This is a genomic window from Nocardiopsis sp. L17-MgMaSL7, assembly GCF_003182025.1.
Classification (GTDB): domain Bacteria; phylum Actinomycetota; class Actinomycetes; order Streptosporangiales; family Streptosporangiaceae; genus Nocardiopsis; species Nocardiopsis prasina.
Map to the genome: position 1 here is coordinate 222487 of NZ_QGTF01000004.1, position 14510 is coordinate 236996.

At 72.3% G+C, this 14510-nt stretch carries 10 protein-coding genes; 4 read left to right on the forward strand and 6 right to left on the reverse strand.

Annotation, left to right across the window (positions count from 1 at the left end; translation table 11 throughout):
• Positions 1–6: 6 nt before the first annotated feature.
• Positions 7–2505 carry an ATP-dependent Clp protease ATP-binding subunit gene (locus tag BDW27_RS08820; RefSeq protein WP_110048941.1) on the reverse strand — a complete coding sequence of 833 codons (2499 nt, stop codon included), beginning with the start codon at positions 2503–2505 and terminating at the stop codon, positions 7–9.
• Between the two features lie 218 nt (positions 2506–2723).
• Here BDW27_RS08820 and BDW27_RS08825 point away from each other — a divergent pair, with 218 nt between their 5' ends.
• Entirely contained in the window at positions 2724–4040 is a 1317-nt protein-coding gene (locus BDW27_RS08825) for a bifunctional o-acetylhomoserine/o-acetylserine sulfhydrylase (protein WP_110048942.1), read from the forward strand.
• A gap of 17 nt (positions 4041–4057) precedes the next feature.
• A complete protein-coding gene (locus BDW27_RS08830) occupies positions 4058–5245 on the forward strand; it encodes a homoserine O-acetyltransferase (protein WP_110049086.1) in 1188 nt (395 codons plus the stop codon).
• Between the two features lie 43 nt (positions 5246–5288).
• On the opposite strand, the gene BDW27_RS08835 is transcribed toward BDW27_RS08830, so the two are convergent.
• Positions 5289–6236 (reverse strand): aldo/keto reductase, encoded by a 948-nt coding sequence (locus BDW27_RS08835; protein ID WP_110048943.1) that lies wholly within the window; start codon positions 6234–6236, stop codon positions 5289–5291.
• 249 nt (positions 6237–6485) lie between these two features.
• Here BDW27_RS08835 and BDW27_RS08840 point away from each other — a divergent pair, with 249 nt between their 5' ends.
• Positions 6486–8636: a M48 family metallopeptidase gene (locus BDW27_RS08840; RefSeq protein WP_146223249.1), complete on the forward strand. Its 2151-nt coding sequence runs from the start codon at positions 6486–6488 to the stop codon at positions 8634–8636.
• A 12-nt stretch (positions 8637–8648) separates the two neighbouring features.
• On the opposite strand, the gene BDW27_RS08845 is transcribed toward BDW27_RS08840, so the two are convergent.
• The 4 genes from BDW27_RS08845 to BDW27_RS08860 form a co-directional block, all read right to left on the reverse strand.
• Positions 8649–9980 carry a hypothetical protein gene (locus BDW27_RS08845; protein WP_110048945.1) on the reverse strand — a complete coding sequence of 444 codons (1332 nt, stop codon included), beginning with the start codon at positions 9978–9980 and terminating at the stop codon, positions 8649–8651.
• On the reverse strand, positions 9977–10447 hold the full coding sequence (locus tag BDW27_RS27215) for a hypothetical protein (RefSeq protein ID WP_158543570.1): 471 nt from the start codon (positions 10445–10447) through the stop codon (positions 9977–9979). Before BDW27_RS27215 ends, BDW27_RS08845 begins: the two co-directional genes overlap by 4 nt.
• Before the next feature lie 83 nt (positions 10448–10530).
• Positions 10531–11922, reverse strand: coding sequence for a xylulokinase (xylB, locus tag BDW27_RS08855; protein WP_110048946.1), 1392 nt, complete (start codon positions 11920–11922; stop codon positions 10531–10533).
• A gap of 43 nt (positions 11923–11965) precedes the next feature.
• Complete coding sequence (locus tag BDW27_RS08860) at positions 11966–12913, reverse strand: sugar-binding transcriptional regulator (protein WP_017544685.1); 948 nt, start codon at positions 12911–12913, stop codon at positions 11966–11968.
• Positions 12914–13131: 218 nt separating this feature from the next.
• Here BDW27_RS08860 and BDW27_RS08865 point away from each other — a divergent pair, with 218 nt between their 5' ends.
• Positions 13132–14490, forward strand: coding sequence for a sugar ABC transporter substrate-binding protein (locus BDW27_RS08865; RefSeq protein WP_110048947.1), 1359 nt, complete (start codon positions 13132–13134; stop codon positions 14488–14490).
• Positions 14491–14510: the final 20 nt, after the last annotated feature.

The following is a 14510-nucleotide window of genomic DNA, read 5'->3' on the forward strand; positions in this document are numbered from 1 at the left end:
CACGCCTCAGCTCGGCGGAACGGTGGAGATGGTGAGCTGGTCCTCACCGTCCACGTCGACCACCACCTGGTCGCCGGGAAGCACCTGGCGGTCCAGCACCATGCGGGAGAGCCGGTTGCCCACGTTGCGCTGGATGGTCCTGGCCAGGGGACGGGCGCCGAACTCGGGCTGGTAGCCGCGCCGGGACAGCCAGTCGATCGCCTCGTCGGTGAAGCGCACCCGGATGTCCTGCGCGAGCAGGCGCTCCTCGGTACTCTCCAGCATCAGCGTGGTGATCTGCCTGATCTCGTCCTCACCCAGCTGCTGGAAGACGATGATCTCGTCCACACGGTTCAGGAACTCCGGACGGAACTCCTCCCTCAGGCGTCGCATCACACGGCGCTCGGTGTCGGGGTCCATCTGCCCGTCCGCGGTGAAGCCCATCGGACCGCTCCCGGTGATCGCCTCCGAACCCAGGTTGCTCGTCATGATGACCACCGTGTTGCGAAAGTCCACGGTCCGGCCCTGGCCGTCGGTGAGCCGACCGTCGTCCAGGAGCTGCAACAGCAGGTTGAACACGTCCGGGTGAGCCTTCTCGATCTCGTCGAGCAGCAGCACCGAGTACGGGTGTCGGCGGACCGCCTCGGTCAGCTGCCCCGCCTCCTCGTAGCCCACGAACCCGGGCGGCGCACCCGTGAGCCTGCTGGTGGTGTGCCGTTCCTGGAACTCGCTCATGTCGATCCGGACCATGGCGTCCTCCGCCCCGAACAGCGCCTCCGCCAGGGCCCGGGCCAGCTCGGTCTTGCCCACGCCGGTCGGTCCCAGGAACAGGAAGCTGCCCACCGGCCGGTCGGGGTCGCCCAACCCGGCGCGGTTGCGACGGATTGCCTCCGAGACGGCGGTGACCGCCTCGTCCTGGCCGATCACGCGGTCGTGCAGCACCTCCTCCAGGTTGACCAGCCGTTCCCGTTCCTCCTGGGTCAGCTGAGCCACCGGGATACCCGTGCTGCGCGAGACCACCTCCGCGATGTCGGCGGGGCTCACCTCCGGAACCGCCGAACCGGTTCCGCGCGCCTGGTGCACGTTGCCCTTTGCCGCGTTGATCTCGTCGCGCAGCGCGGAGGCCCGCTCGTAGTTCTCCTCCTGGACCGCCCGGTCCTTGCGTTCCTCCAGGTCCTTGAGCTTGCGTTCCAGCTCGCGCAGGGCCGAGCTGGAGGTCTTCAGGCGCAACCGGACCCGGGCTCCGGCCTGGTCGACGAGGTCGATGGCCTTGTCGGGCAGGAACCGGTCGGTGACGTAGCGGTCGCTCAGTTCCGCCGCGGCGACCAGGCTGTCGTCGCTGAACCGCACCTGGTGGTGCGCCTCGTAGCGGTCCCGCAGCCCCCGCAGGATCTCGACGGTGTCCTGCACGGACGGCTCGGGCACCTGGATCGGTTGGAACCGGCGCTCCAGGGCGGCGTCCTTCTCGATGTTCTTGCGGTACTCGTCGACGGTGGTCGCACCGATGATGTGCAGTTCGCCGCGGGCCAGAGCCGGCTTGAGCATGTTCCCGGCGCTGGTCGAGCCCTCGGACGCGCCCGCCCCGACCAGGGTGTGGATCTCGTCGATGAAGATCAGCAGCTCGTCCGACCGTGCGCGGATCTCGTCCACGATGGCGTTGAGCCGTTCCTCGAAGTCGCCCCGGTACCGGGTGCCCGCGACGATGCCCGAGAGGTCGAGCTGGACCAGGCGTCGGCCGCGCAGGGTCTCGGGGACGTCGTCGTCGAAGATGCGCTGGGCGATGCCCTCCACGATGGCGGTCTTGCCCACGCCGGGATCGCCGGTGAGCACCGGGTTGTTCTTGCGCCGTCGCGCCAGCACCTCGATGCACTGTTCGACCTCGTCGTCCCGGCCGATCACCGGGTCCAGGCGCCCCTCCCGGGCGAGCGCGGTCATGTCGGTGCCGAACTCGTCCAGTTGGGGGGTGTCGGAGGGGGCGGACTCGCCCTGCTCGCTCGCGGGCACCGCCCCGGCGGCCTTCTGGAGCGCCTGCGGGGTGACCCCGGAGTCCCGCAGGAGCTGTCCGACCGGAGCGTCGGGGGTGACCGCCAGCGCGAACAGCAGGTGCTCGGGTGTGATGCTGGCGCTACCGGTGGCGCGGGCGATCTGGAGGGAGTCGAGGAAGGCGCGCTTGGCGGCGGGCGTGAGCCGGGGCGAGCCGCCGCGCGCCGCGCGGGGTGTCTGGGCGACGGCCTGGTCCACCACGTCCTCCAGCGGGGCCAGGTCGGTGTCGGTCCGCCCCAGCAGCTCGCGGATCGGCGGGTAGCGCAGGAGCGACCACAGCAGGTGGACGGAGTCGACGTCGGCCCCACCGCTCTCCAGGGTGCGCCGGACGGCGGCGTCGGCCACCCTCTGCGCCTCGGGGTCCATCAGCTTGGAGAGGTCGACGCGGCGGACGGGGCCCCGGGACCCGCTGAGGAACCGCGCCAGGAACTCGTCGAAGGAGCCCGGGTCGTCACCCGGGCCGTCGGGAAGGTCGGTGCTCATGTCGTGTCGTCCCCCGTGGTGTTGACGGACGGGCGAAATTGCCCGTAGGAGTCGCTCAATCACCCTAAGTGAAACCACCTGAATCGGGCGGTACCACCCGCCCGGAGGGTGGGGGCGTCGGGGATTCGGCTGATCCCTGGCCATGGCTGATGGGCGGGTGCTAGCCTCGACCTGATTCCCTACTTTTCCGGTTGGCTTTATTCGTAAAGGGGCTTTCGTTGAGCACCGACACCACCCGCGTCCGGTCCTGGTCCTTCGAGACCCAGCAGATCCACGCCGGGGCCGAGCCCGACCCCGCGACCAACGCGCGGGCGACCCCGATCTACCAGACCACCTCGTACGTGTTCCGGGACAGCCAGCACGGCGCCGACCTGTTCAGCCTGGCCGAGCCGGGCAACATCTACACCCGCATCGGCAACCCCACCCAGGACGTCCTCGAACAGCGCGTCGCCGCCCTGGAAGGCGGTGTGGGCGCGGTCGCCTTCGCCTCCGGCTCGGCCGCCGTCACCTCGGCCCTGCTCAACCTGGTCGGCGCCGGTGACCACCTGGTGTCCAGCTCGCTCCTCTACGGAGGCACCTACAACCTCCTCCACCACACGCTGCCCAAGCTCGGCGTCCAGGTGTCCTTCGTGGAGGACCAGGACGACCCCGAGTCGTGGCGGGCCGCGACCCGGTCCGAGACCAAGCTCTACTTCGCCGAGACCCTGGCCAACCCGGGCGGCAACGTCCTGGACGTGCGGGCGGTGGCCGACGCCGCCCACGGGGTCGGCGTCCCGCTGGTCGTGGACAACACCGTGCCCACCCCCTACCTGCTGCGTCCCATCGACTTCGGCGCCGACGTGGTCGTGCACTCCGCCACCAAGTACCTCGGCGGCCACGGCACCACCGTCGCCGGAGTGGTCGTGGACGCGGGCAGCTTCGACTTCGGCGCGCACGGCGACCGCTTCCCCGGATTCGTGGAGCCCGACCCCAGCTACCACGGGCTCAGGTACTGGGACGCGCTCGGCCCGGGCGCCTACGCGGCTAAACTCCGGGTGCAGCTGCTGCGCGACACCGGCGCAGCCATCGCCCCGTTCAACTCCTTCCTCGTCCTCCAGGGGATCGAGACCCTCTCGCTGCGGATCGACCGCCACGTCAGCAACACGCGGGCGTTGGCCGAGTGGCTGGAGGGGCGCGACGAGGTCGAACGCGTCCACTACGCGGGTCTGGCCTCCAGCCCCTTCCACGCCCTGGCCCGGAAGTACCTGCCCAGGGGCGCCGGGGCGGTCGTGTCCTTCGAGCTGCGCGGGGGAGTGGACGCCGGGCGGGCCTTCGTCGACGGCACCGAGCTGTTCAGCCAGCTCGTCAACATCGGTGACGTGCGCAGCCTCATCGTTCACCCGGCCAGCACCACCCACAGCCAGCTGGCCCCCGAGGAACAGGCCGCCGCCGGAGTCACCCCCGGGCTGGTCCGGCTCGCGGTGGGCCTGGAGCACGTCGACGACCTGCGCGCCGACCTCGAACTCGGCTTCCGCGCCGCCAAGGCGCACCAGTGACCGGTCGTCCGCGACCGGTGGGTCCGGCCCGTCCGCGTCAGGACGGTCCGGGCCCCGCTCCCGCCCTCCCCGTCCCGCCGGGGACCCGACCGGCCCGGGGCGGCTGGCGCGAGGGCGACCCCGTCGGGCGGCGCCGCTGGGTCGGCCTGGAGCACCCCCTGGAACTGGAGTCGGGAGAGCGTCTGCCCGGGGTGCGCCTGGCCTACCAGACCTGGGGGCGACTCAACTCCCGGGGCACCAACGCGGTGCTCGTGCTGCACGCCCTCACCGGGGACTCCCACGTGACCGGGCCACCCGGCCCGGGCCAGCCCAGCTCCGGATGGTGGGAGGGGGTCGTCGGCCCAGGCAGGGCACTGGACACCGACCGCTACCTGGTGGTGGCCCCCAACGTCCTGGGCGGCTGCCAGGGCAGCACCGGTCCGTCCTCGGACGCCCCCGACGGCCGCCCATGGGGGAGCAGGTTCCCCAGGATCACCCTGCGCGACTCCGTCCGTGCCGAGGAGGCGCTCGCGGACGCGCTGGGCGTGGACGCGTGGGCGGCGGTGATCGGCGGTTCCATGGGCGGGATGCGCGCCCTGGAGTGGGCCCTCACCCACCCCGCGCGGGTCCGCCGGGCTCTGCTCCTGGCCTGCCCCGCGGCTACCACCGCCTGGCAGATCGCCTGGGCCGCCCCGCAGCTGCACGCCGTACGCGCGGACCCGGACTGGTTCGGCGGCGACTACCACTCCACCGGCCGGGCCCCGGTGGACGGCCTCGGCGTGGCGCGACGGATCGCCCACGTCACCTATCGCGGCGCGGGTGAGTTCGACGCGCGCTTCGGCCGCGCCGCGCAGCGTGGGGAGGATCCGGGCGCCGAGGGGCGGTACGCGGTGGAGTCCTACCTCGACCACCAGGCGTGGAAGCTGGCTCGGCGCTTCGATCCGGCCAGCTACGTGCTGCTCACCGAGGCGATGAACGGGCACGACGTCGGACGCGGCCGCGGAGGAGCGGCGGCCGCGCTGGCCGCGTTGCCGGAGCGAACGATCGTCGCGGGGATCGACAGCGACCACCTGTACCCGCTCTCGCAGCAGCGGGAGATCGCCCGCCACCTGCCCCGGCCCGGTCAGGTGCGGGTGATCGGCTCCCCGCACGGCCACGACGGGTTCCTCGTCGAGACCGGGCAGGTCGCCGCTCTGGTCAGGGAACTGCTCGCCGACGCCGGGTGAGCGCGGGGCTGCCTCCCGCACGCTCTCCCCGCCCCGGACGGGGTCAGGCGGACGCCGCGTCCAGGAGAGCGGTCTCCTCGGCGGTCAGGCGCAGGTCCGCCATGGCCAGCAGCGCCTCCAGCTGGCGGGGCTCACGGGCGCTGGACAGCACCGAGGTCACCCCGGGGCGCGCGACCAGCCAGGCCAGGGCGACCGTGGACGGCTCCACCGACCGCTCGGCCGCGATCGTGTCCAGCGCCGCCAGGACCCGCTCGCCACGCGGGTGCTCCAGGTAGGCGCGGGCGCTGGCGGCCCGGGGACTGCCGTCGTCCGTGGCGCCCGGCCGGTACTTGCCGGTGAGGAAGCCCCGGGCCAGGCCGAAGTAGGGCAGCAGCGCCAACCCCTCGGCGCGGGCCAGCGGCACCAGGTCCCGCTCGATCCCGCGTTCGACCAGGTTGTACTGCGGCTGCACGCACACCGGTCGGTGCCACCCGTTCCGGTCACAGGCGTCCAGCCACTCCCTGATGCGGTTCGGTGCGTGGTTGGACAGGCCCACGTACCTGACCCGTCCCTCCTCGACCAGCGATGAGAAGGCCTCGGCGCTCTCGGCCACGGGCGTCTCGGGGTCGTCGAAGTGCGCGTAGTAGAGGTCGATCGTGTCCACGCCGAGGCGCCCCAGGGAGGCCTCGGCGGCGGCCCGGACGTTACCGGCGGACAGTCCCAGGAACTCCGGGTGCTGGCTCACCTTGGTGGCGACCAGGGTGCGGTCGCGGCCCCGGCTGGCCAGCCACCGGCCGATGACCTCCTCGGACTCGCCGCCGGTGTGCCCCTCGGCCCAGACCGAGTACGAGTCGGCGGTGTCGACGAAGTTGCCGCCCGCCGCGTGGTAGGCGTCCAGGACCGCGAACGAGGTGGCCTCGTCCGCGGTCCACCCGAAGACGTTGCCGCCCAGGGTCAGGGGGCTGACGTGCAGGTCGGAGGCGCCGAGCTGGCGCAGAGGGGTGGAGTTCATGCTCACCGTTCCGTGTCTTCCCGCCGGGGTCGTGGGGAGTCCGACCCACGCTAGGGCAGTCGGACCCGGGGGTCACGGAAGCGCCACGCGGGGATGACGCGTGAGGGAAACGAGGTCCTGATCCCGCCCGCGAGCACGTCGGACCCCGTGGCCGGAGGCGGCCACCCGCGAGGCCCTTCACCCCCGTCGGCCCTGGTCTGGATAGGCTGCGGGTGCCCCCAGCAGTGACGCACCGATGAGGTGGACCCGTTGAGCGAAGTGTCGCCCAGGAACAGCACGACCAACTCGGTCCGCGACGTGAGCGGCACCGCCATCATGGGTGACCACCTCACGATCAACCTCGTTGACAGCGCCTGCGGCGAGTCGGCCGAACACGCCTTCGGTCTCCTGGCGCCGCCGCGCTTCGTGGACCGGAACGACCCCCTGACGAAGGCACGCCGGGCCCTGGAGGAGCGCCGGGGCACCTCGACCGTGCTCACGGTGTACGCCCCCGGGCAGGGCGGCGGGACCACCGCCTTCGGCCTCAAGCTCCTCTACGACAGCTTCGAGCGGGACCGCCGACGCTTCCCCGGCGGCTACTACTTCGTGGACCTGTCCCGCGAGGACCCGGGCGTGGCCGTCGCGCAGTTCCTCCGCCTCATGGGGGTCCAGGAGGCGGACGTCCCGGCCACTCCGGAACGGCGGTGGGAGATGCTGCACCGGAGCGCGCGGTGGCGGAGCGGTGTCGCGGTGATGGTGGACGCGCCCCGCAGCATCACGGAGGCCCTTCCCTTCTTCGCGACCTCCCCGGGCAGCCTCACCGTGGTCACCGGCTCCCACCGGTTCGATCTGAGGACGCTGGGCCGCGAGGACCTGCGCCGGATCAGACACGTCGACTGGGAGGACGTCACACTGGAGGGACTGTCGGACGCGGACGCCACCACGATGTTCCTCCAGCAGGCCAAGGTCGCCGTGGAGGGTGAACGGGACCGGGCGATGGTCTCCGACTTCGTGTCCGCCGCCCGGGGCAATCCCGGGCTGGTCGCCGACTACGCCTTCGACGTCGTCACCGAACGCCTGTTCAGGTCCGAAGACGGGGACCCGCTGGCCGCCGCGCACCGGCGCACCTTCGGGGCGGCAGCCATCCTCGGCCACCAGCCGCGTGACCGCGGGGACTTCGCCGGGCTGACCGGGGACCAGCGGGCACTGGCGGTCCTGCTCGCGCAGCACCCCGACAGCGACTTCGGCGTGGACCTGGCCGTGTCGCTCCTCCACCCCGGGACGGATCCGGTCGAGGCCCGCGCGCGGCTGGACGTGTTGGTCGAACGGGGGGTCCTGCACCGGACGACGGGAGAGGGTTCGCTCCGGTACCGCTTCACGACACGGAGCATGAGGACGACCTTTCCTCCCGACCCGGAGCAGGCCATGGACACACCCGAACGCGTCCTCGCCCACTACTACGCGATCGCGTACGCCGCGCACCGGCGCCTGATGCCCGGCCGTTGGCTCCAGCGGGACCTCGACGGCCGGTCCGCCTTCCCGGAGGGCGCCCGTTCGGCCCGCTCCTTCGCGACGGTCGGGGAGGCCCGGCGGGCGTTGTACGTCGAACGCCGCACGCTGGTCAGGGTGGTTCTCGACGCCGTGCGCGCGGGGCACCACGCGATGGCGGCCGAACTGTGCGAGGTGCTGTGGCCCTTCTGGTTCCTCTCCGGCTACTTCACCGACGTGGTCGACGCGCAGAGCCCTCTGCTCAGGGCCACGGAGGGGACCCACCGCCTCGAACCGGCCCGTCTCTCCCGACTGCGCGTGCAGACCGCCATCGCCTACCGCCGGGACCGGAACTGGGCGGAGGCACGCCGTGAGGCCGAACTCGCCCTGGAGCTCGCGGAGGGCGCGCACCCGCTGGTGCGGCTCACCGCACTCGACGCCCTCGCGGACATCGAGGCGGACGAGGGCCGGTGCGACGCCGCGAGCGGGCACTTCGCCGCCGCGACCCGGATCGCCGAGGGGATGGACCCGGTGGACCCGAGGGCACTGCACATCATGGTGCGCAAGGAGGGCGTGGCCCACCTGGGAGCTGGTCGGCTGCCGCAGGCCGAGCGGCGCATCCTCCGGGCCCGTGACCTGCTCTCCGAGGACGACCACCAGAACCGGGCCCGCACCCACAAGGCCCTGGCGGACCTGCGGGTGCGCCAGGGGCGACTCGACGAGGCGCTGGAGGAGTACGACGGGGCGGTCGCGTCGCACCGCCTCCTCGGAGACCAGCGCCGGGTCGGAGACGTGTACGTGGCGCGCGCCGACGCCCTCGCGGAGCGGGACCCGGTCGCCGCCCGGGCGGAACTGCGCCGAGCGCTGGACGCGTACGAGGCCGCCGAGGCCGTGCGGGAGGCCGCCGAGGTCCGGGAACGGATCGGCGCCTGACCCCGCCCCGGGTCACTCGCCTCGCAGGCGGTGGACGGTGAAGGCGAGCCGGTGCTCGCCGAGGAGCACCGGAAGGTCCCGCTCGGGTCCCCGTCCCTCGACCCACAGGTGCCAGTAGGCGGAGGCGGCGGCGGTGGGGTCGACCCCCTGGTGGGGGGAGTCCGCCACGAGGCGCACCCGCGCGCCGTCGCGGTCGACGACCAGGCAGTCGGGTCCGTCCGCCGCCACCGCCAGGTGGGCGCGGGGGTGGTCGGCCAGCCGTGCCCGCAGGCGCTCCCAGGAGGCGGCCTCCCGGGGGCCCTCCGAACCGGGGCCGCAGAGGAGGAGGCAGGCCGCATCGAACCAACGGGCCTGGGTCTCGTCCGCGTGGGCGGCCAGGTGGGGTCGGTCCAGCGGCATCCGTGCGGCGTCGACGGCCTCTGCGGGGAGTCGGCGGACCCGGAGCCCGTCCTTCTCCTCCAGGACCGTGCACCACAGCGGCGTGGTGTCCGCGGCGTCGGGCCATCCGCGTCGGTGGGGGACCGGCGGGTCCGGCGGCAGCACGCGCAGGGCCTGTTCGGGCTCGGACAGGTTCAGGAGCCGGTAGAAGGTCGCGCGCAGGATCTGCCCGGACCGGCCGGGTACGGAGTTGAGCAGGTCGGTGTGGGCGGAGAACCGGTCGGGCTTGTGCTCGGCGGCGTCGGCCAGCACCTGGGGCAGCAGGGGCCGGTCCGCGCGCAGCCGGGTGGCGGCCCGGCCGAACGCGGCGATGGGGGAGTCGTCGGCCATCTCGTGGTGGGGGAAGGTCGCCAGCATGGTGTGCGTGCCCTGGGCGGCGCCGTAGAAGGTGACCGAACCGTGGTCACCGATCACGTGGTCGGCGGCGACCAGCACCGCCTGCCAGCCCTGCCGGGGCGGCAGCACGCGGAGCCCGGAGCGTTCGGCCGTGGCCAGCCAGGACCGCACCTGCCAGGTGCCGTGGCCGTGCCAGACGTTGGGGTGCAGGGCGAGGGCCACGCGGTACTCGTCCACGGGAAGTTCGGTGAGGAGGGTGTTGAGGAAGCCGGGCCAGGCGCCCAGGAGGGAGGTGGGCCCCCAGGTGGAACTGACCAGGACCAGCCTGCGCGCGCCCGTCTCCAGGTGGTCGCGGTAGCGCTCGCGCCAGGGGAGTCCGGCCAGGATGCGGTCGTGGGTGGGGTCTCCGGCGACGACCGCGGAGTCGACCGCCTCGGGGCAGGCGGCGCGGAGCCGGTCGAGCTGTTCGGTGTGGGAGAGCACGAGGGCCGCGGGGATCAGCTCCCCGTCCCGCAGCAGGGTGGGGGCGGCCAGGCCGAACACGGCGTCGGTTTCCGGGGAGTCCGTCACGTCACGGTTTCCGGTTTCCGGTTTCCGGTTTCCGGTTTCCGGTTTCCGGTTTCCGGTTTCCGGTTTCCGGTTTCCGGTTTCCGGTTTCCGGTTTCCGGTTTCATGAGTTTATTGTACCCGGCACCATGGGAGAAGACGACCAAGGGGGCCTTGATCAGGTGCAGGTCATCGCCGTAACTCGCGGCGATGGCCAGGTCGAATTCCTCCTCCATCGCCTGTTCCCATGGTGCGACGACGGCGCCGATGTCACCGAGGAATTCGGTGACGCCCTCGCGGAAATTGGACGTGCGCGCGCGGGTGAAGACGATCTGGATTCGGGGATCGGATTCGAGCAGCGGAAGAATGTCGAGCAGCCGCGTGAGGGTGGTGACGGTGTGCGCCACGACCAGCACGCGGCGGCAGTCGGGCGCCGTCGACCAGCCGGGGGCCGATCCGATGGGTACCCTCAGCCGCTCCTCGACCGACATGCGCTCTCCCGCCACTCGTGTCCGTTCTGCCCGGCCCGCGACGGAACAGAGTACCGAATCCCCGTCTCCGTGTCGGGGGCCGGTCAGACGCCGTGGGCGGCCCGGCGGTGCTCGGCGTAGCGTTCGCGGACCCGCAGACCCACCTCGGGTGCCTGGCTGGACTCCTCTTCCGGGGCTCCCAGGGGCCACACGGGAGGCTCGGCGGTACCGGCGAGCGTCCAGGCGGCCTGGCGGGCCGCGCCGATGGCCACGTACTCGGCGGCGGGCGGCACCACGGTGGGAGCGCCCAACACGAGCGGCGCCACCGCGCGCACGGCGGCCGAGCGGGCGCCGCCTCCCACGAGCAGGACGCGCTCGACCGGGACACCGCTCTCGGTCATGGCGGCCAGCCCGTCGGCCAGCCCGCACAGCATGCCCTCCACGGCGGCGCGCGCGATGTTCTCCGGGCGCATGTTGTCCCGGCGCAGGCCGTGCAGCGATCCCGTCGCGTGCGGCAGCTCCGGGGTGCGCTCCCCGTCCAGGTAGGGCAGCAGGACCACCCCGTCCGCGCCCGGTTCGGCGCTCAGGGCGAGGGCGTCCAGCCCGGCCAGGCCGGTGCCGAGCATCGCGGCGGTGGCGCTGAGCACCCGTGCGGCGTTCAGGGTGCACGCGAGGGGCAGGAACCGGCCGGTGGCGTCGGCGAACCCGCAGACCGTGCCGGTGGGGTCGTGCGCGGGACGGTCGTGCGCAGCGAACACGGTGCCGCTGGTGCCCAGGGAGACCACGGCGTCGCCCGGGCGCAGGCCCAGACCCAACGCCGTGCCCATGTTGTCGCCGGTGCCGGGGGCGATGACGACGCCCTCCGGGGTGTGGCCCACGGCCTCGGAAGGGGAGGCCACGCGGGGCAGGTCGAGTTCCCGGCCGAAGGCGCGCACCAGCAGGTCGGTGCGGTACGCGCCGTCGGAGGGCGACCAGTACCCGGTGCCGGAGGCGTCGCCCCGGTCGGTTGTCGGCGCGGTGCGGGACCCGCCCAGCCGCCAGGTCAGCCAGTCATGGGGGAGCATCACACCGCGCGCCCGCGCGGCCAGGTCGGGTTCGTGTTCGGCGAACCAGCGGAGCTTGCTGACGGTCAGGCTGGCCACGGGCACGTTGCTCACCGCGTCCGCCCAGGCCCTCGGCCCGCCGAGTTCCTCGATCAGGTCGTGGGCGGCCCCGGCGGAGCGGGCGTCGTTCCACAACAGCGCCGGCCGGACGACCTCGCCGTCGTCGTCGACCACCACCATGCCGTGCTGCTGACCGGCCACGGACACGGCCGAGACGTCGTCGAGCAGTCCCGAGGAGGCCGTGGTCAGCGCCGTCCACCAGTGCGCGGGATCGGTCTCGGTTCCGTCGGGGTGGGGTGCGCGGCCTTCCCGCACCACCTTTCCGGTCGTGGCGTCACACACCACGATCTTGCAGGACTGAGTCGAGCTGTCGATTCCGGCGACGAGTGTCATGTCTGCTCCGTGAGGGTGAGGGGGGTCGAAGCCGTCGTGGAGGTCAGGGCCTCGCTGACTCGACGAGGATGCGTGCCGTCGTGGTGTCGGTGACCAGTGAGGAGATCACCCCGGTCTTGAGGATGGAGTGGATGGCCTGGGTCTTGCCGGTGCCACCGGCCACGGCGATGACCTCGGGGACCGCGCGGAGCTGCTCCAGGGTGATGGCGATGATGCGGGAGGTCAGCTCCGGGGCGATGGGGGCGCCGTGCACGTCCACGGTGCGGGCGCACACCTCCGCCTGGACCCCCTCGCGTTCGAGGGCGGCCCCCTCCGACGCGGGCAGGGCGTCGCGGACCAGGGAGAGGGTGGGCGACCACGAACCGATGGCCACCACGGCCTTGTCGAGTTCTCCGTAGCGCTGCATGGCGTCGGCCACCTGGGGCTGGCTGCGCAGTGCCTCCGCCGTGGCGGGGTCGGACACCACCAGCGGCGCGTAGATGGGGAAGGCCGGGCCGCGCGCGAGGCTGGCCACGCGCCGCACGAGCTCGACCGAGTTCTCCTCGACCCCGCCGGGCAGCACACCGGTGAGCTGCACGACCGTGCACCGGGGCAGGTCGCCCAGGGCGAGCGTCATCGCGTTGAGGGTGCGGGAACAGGCCAGTCCGAGGGTGTCGCCCTCGTCGAGGATCTCGGTCAGGTACTCGGCGGCGATGCGCCCCAGGCTGCGGTGGAGGGCCTCGCCCTCCCCCGCGTGGGCGACCACCACCGCCTGCTTGAGGCCGTAGGCCGTGCTCAGGCGCTGGGAGAGAGCGGTGTCGACCTCGGTCGGTTCGGCGATCTCGATGCGGACGATCCCGACGTCGCGGGCCTCCTCGAGGATGCGCGCCACCTTGAACCGGCTGATGCCGAAGTCCTCGGCGATCCGGATCTTGGAGTCACCCGCGAGGTAGTACCTGCGGGCGACCGCGGTGGCGCGGATCAGTTCCGCGGGTCGGAACGCGTGCTTCATCTACGCCCTCCAGTGGTGTCGCTCAAACGAGCGGAGTATTGCCCATTATTGCACCACGGGTTGACCGGTGACACCCGTCACAACTTAAATAAGGCCCGGGCCGCTCATGTGAAGTTCAGTTCGCTCATATGAGCGGCCGGCGTCCGTGGAAGACCGCACGGCCCCCTGCCTCACGCGGTTCCACGGTCCCTGCCTGCCCAACCCCCCAGGAGGAAGTCATGACCACGAAAGCACCGGGAGGCGTGCCGCTCGCCGCGGCGGCCACCGGACTGGCCCTGATCGCCACCGGCTGCTCGGGGGCCGGGGGCGCCGGGGCGGACGGCGACCGGGTCGTCACCGTCGCCACGGTCTCCAACCCGCAGATGGAGGACATCGAGGCGCTCGCGTCGGAGTTCAACGACGAGCACCCCGACATCACGGTCGAGTTCGTGGTCCTGCCCGAGAACCAGCTCCGCGACCGCGTGACCCAGGACATCGCCACCCAGGGCGGCCAGTACGACGTCGTCACCATCGGCACCTACGAGGTGCCGATCTGGGCCGAGAACGAGTGGATCCTCAGCCTCGACGAGTACGCAGCCGACCCGGCCTACGAGATCGACGACATCATCCCCACGGTGCGCTCCGCCCTGTCCCACGAGGACCAGATGTACGGGGCGCCCTTCTACGGTGAGTCCTCGTTCCTCATGTACCGCGAGGACCTCTTCGAGGAGGCCGGCCTGGACATGCCGGAGCGGCCCACCTGGGAGGAGGTCGCCGAGTTCGCGGCCGAACTGGACGACCCCGACTCCGGCACCGCCGGGATCTGCCTGCGCGGGGTCCCGGGCTGGGGCGAGCTCCTGGCCCCGCTCAACTCCGTGATCCTCACCTACGGCGGCCAGTGGTACGACGAGGACTGGAACGCCCACCTGGACTCGCCCGAGGTACAGGAGGCCGTGCAGACGTACGTGGACCTCGTCCGCGACCACGGACAGTCGGGTGCCCCCAACGCGGGCTTCACCGAGTGCCTCACCACCATGGCCCAGGGCGACGCCGCCATGTTCTACGACTCCACCGTCGCGGCGGGCAACCTCGAGGACCCGGACTCCAGCAGCGTCGTCGGCGACATCGGCTACGTCGCCGCGCCGACCATGGAGACCGAGCACGCGGGCTGGCTGTGGGCCTGGGCCCTGTCGATCCCCTCCACCTCCACCGACCCCGAGGCCGCGTGGGAGTTCGTCTCCTGGGCCACGTCCAAGGAGTACCACCAGCTCGTCGGTGAGGAACTGGGCTGGGAGCGCGTCCCGCCCGGTTCGCGCGTCTCGACCTACGACATCCCCGAGTACCAGGAGGCCGCCGAGGCCTTCGCCGAGCCCACCTACGACGCCATCGACAACGTCGACGTGGAGCAGCCCGGAGTGCACCCGCAGCCCTGGACCGGGGTCCAGTACGTGTCCATTCCCGAGTTCCAGGACCTCGGCACCCTGGTCTCCCAGGAGATCTCCGCGGCCATCGCGGGGCAGCAGACGGTGGAGGAGGCCCTCGCCAAGTCGCAGGAGTACGCGGACCAGACCGCCGAGTCCGGCGGCTACCGCGACTGAGAACCGCCGGTCCCGGGCAC

Excerpts from the sequence above, each read along its gene's own strand:
- BDW27_RS08820 (WP_110048941.1), bottom strand. The coding sequence starts at position 2,505 with ATGAGCACCGACCTTCCCGACGGCCCGGGTGACGACCCGGGCTCCTTC.
- BDW27_RS08835 (WP_110048943.1), bottom strand. The coding sequence starts at position 6,236 with ATGAACTCCACCCCTCTGCGCCAGCTCGGCGCCTCCGACCTGCACGTC.
- BDW27_RS27215 (WP_158543570.1), bottom strand. The coding sequence starts at position 10,447 with ATGTCGGTCGAGGAGCGGCTGAGGGTACCCATCGGATCGGCCCCCGGC.
- xylB (WP_110048946.1), bottom strand. The coding sequence starts at position 11,922 with ATGACACTCGTCGCCGGAATCGACAGCTCGACTCAGTCCTGCAAGATC.
- BDW27_RS08860 (WP_017544685.1), bottom strand. The coding sequence starts at position 12,913 with ATGAAGCACGCGTTCCGACCCGCGGAACTGATCCGCGCCACCGCGGTC.
- BDW27_RS08865 (WP_110048947.1), top strand. The coding sequence starts at position 13,132 with ATGACCACGAAAGCACCGGGAGGCGTGCCGCTCGCCGCGGCGGCCACC.